The sequence below is a fragment of the Vibrio sp. 03_296 genome (assembly GCF_002265885.1).
In genome coordinates this window covers 1-1,466 of sequence record NZ_NPKW01000001.1, presented here as the reverse complement: position 1 = coordinate 1,466, position 1,466 = coordinate 1, and the positions used below count along the sequence as shown (strand labels likewise).

Here is a 1,466-nt window from a genome sequence, read left to right as displayed (position 1 = left end):
AAAACAGCGCTCAAAAAAACCGGCTTGCCGACAAACACAAAACTGAAAAGCCGAGGGGACAAAGAAAAACCATAATCCACTGATTTTACTTGATTAAGCATAACGCCGCGTTAAGGGGTGAATGCCGCATAAACCAAGTTTCCGCACACCACGTTCACCACAAAAATCACCGCAAACCAAAAATGCCACGCGGCATGAATCCCGCTTAAACGCCTTGTTATGGCTTGGACTTAAGGTGTTCTTTACTTGCCTGATTTAATCATTTCTATGATTTTGTTGGCTTTTTCGAAGTGATCTAGCTGGTGAGTTTGAATCCACCAAGTAGCTGCTTCCATTAACAACTCTGGATCGTCGTTTTTATTAGCGAAAAATGCATAAAATGAAACACCAACATTCTCACCCTTTTGTGCGATTTTCTTAGCACAAACATCTAACACTTTACGGCGTAAGGATTCACGCATTCATTATGCCCTCTTTGATTAAAGTAAAAACAACACTTTACACAACGAATAGAACACAAACAACAAACACTGTTCATCCAACCAGTATAACTTTTAAAAGAAGCCATAACGCCGCGTTAAGGGGTGAGTGCCGCCTAAACCAAGTTTCCGCAGACCACTTTCACCACCAAAACTCACTGCAAACCAAAAATGCCACGCGGCATGAATCCCTCTTAAACGCCTTGTTATGCTTAAGCTTCAATGAGTTACGTTTTACTCAAAACAAGATTAACTCGACTTTGATTTACAAACAAAAACCAAAACGTAGAAAACCGAAATGAATCATAGTTTTGATAATCAGACTAGGAATTTTGGCAAATCTGGTTTGAAGTTTGAAAACCTAGAGATGGACTTCTGATTGAGCCAACTGCCCTAACCTCGCGCTTACCCGAAAATTGATTGAGGCAACTCTCTGAATTTTCAGCGCCAAAGAATAAGTGTCCGAAAAACAGCGCTCAAAAAAACCGGCTTGCCGACAAACACAAAACTGAAAAGCCGAGGGGACAAAGAAAAACCATAATCCACTGATTTTACTTGATTAAGCATAACGCCCGGCTAAGGGGTTGACAACGCACCGCCGAACTCAAAAAACACACTGTAAACACTGAACTTACAATTTTGACACTAAAACCGCCACGCGTTGGCAATCCCTCTTGAGCCGTTTGTTATGTGGTCATTTATACTTGACTTACATCGAATGAATAATCACCTTTTTCGGATTTTATGTCTTGTAGGAATTCATCATATGTATAGTCTCTTGAAAATAAGAAAARGACTTTAAGTCAAAATAGTCTTTTGCTGTCATGAAACTTCGGGACAACTCCTTAGAAATATTTAAAGATGCTCTATGATCTATTGAAGAACTTAAGTTGAAACGAGTAACCCCTTCTAATGCGTTTTCTCCATAAACACTAGATCCAAACGAAAGTAAAGTTTTTATAAAGTCAGATTTCTTATTATCCCAGC

Annotated in this window: 3 protein-coding genes and 1 pseudogene; all 4 read right to left on the bottom strand. The window is 39.3% G+C overall.

Annotated features, from left to right (window positions below; all coding sequences use genetic code 11):
* Positions 1 to 93 precede the first annotated feature (93 nt).
* Complete coding sequence (locus CIK04_RS35375; RefSeq protein WP_128824559.1) at positions 94 to 255, bottom strand: DUF3265 domain-containing protein; 162 nt, start codon at positions 253 to 255, stop codon at positions 94 to 96.
* Positions 243 to 461, bottom strand: coding sequence for a DUF6500 family protein (locus CIK04_RS00015; protein WP_005527676.1), 219 nt, complete (start codon positions 459 to 461; stop codon positions 243 to 245). The genes CIK04_RS35375 and CIK04_RS00015 overlap by 13 nt, the downstream gene beginning before the upstream one ends.
* Positions 462 to 554: 93 nt before the next feature.
* Positions 555 to 689, bottom strand: a complete 135-nt coding sequence (locus CIK04_RS35370) for a DUF3265 domain-containing protein (protein WP_128824558.1) — start codon at positions 687 to 689, stop codon at positions 555 to 557.
* Positions 690 to 1,221: 532 nt separating this feature from the next.
* Positions 1,222 to 1,466: pseudogene (locus CIK04_RS33080) on the bottom strand (hypothetical protein); the annotation flags it as partial.

Coding starts and splice junctions, on each gene's coding strand:
- CIK04_RS00015 (WP_005527676.1), bottom strand. CDS start 461: ATGCGTGAATCCTTACGCCGTAAAGTGTTAGATGTTTGTGCTAAGAAA.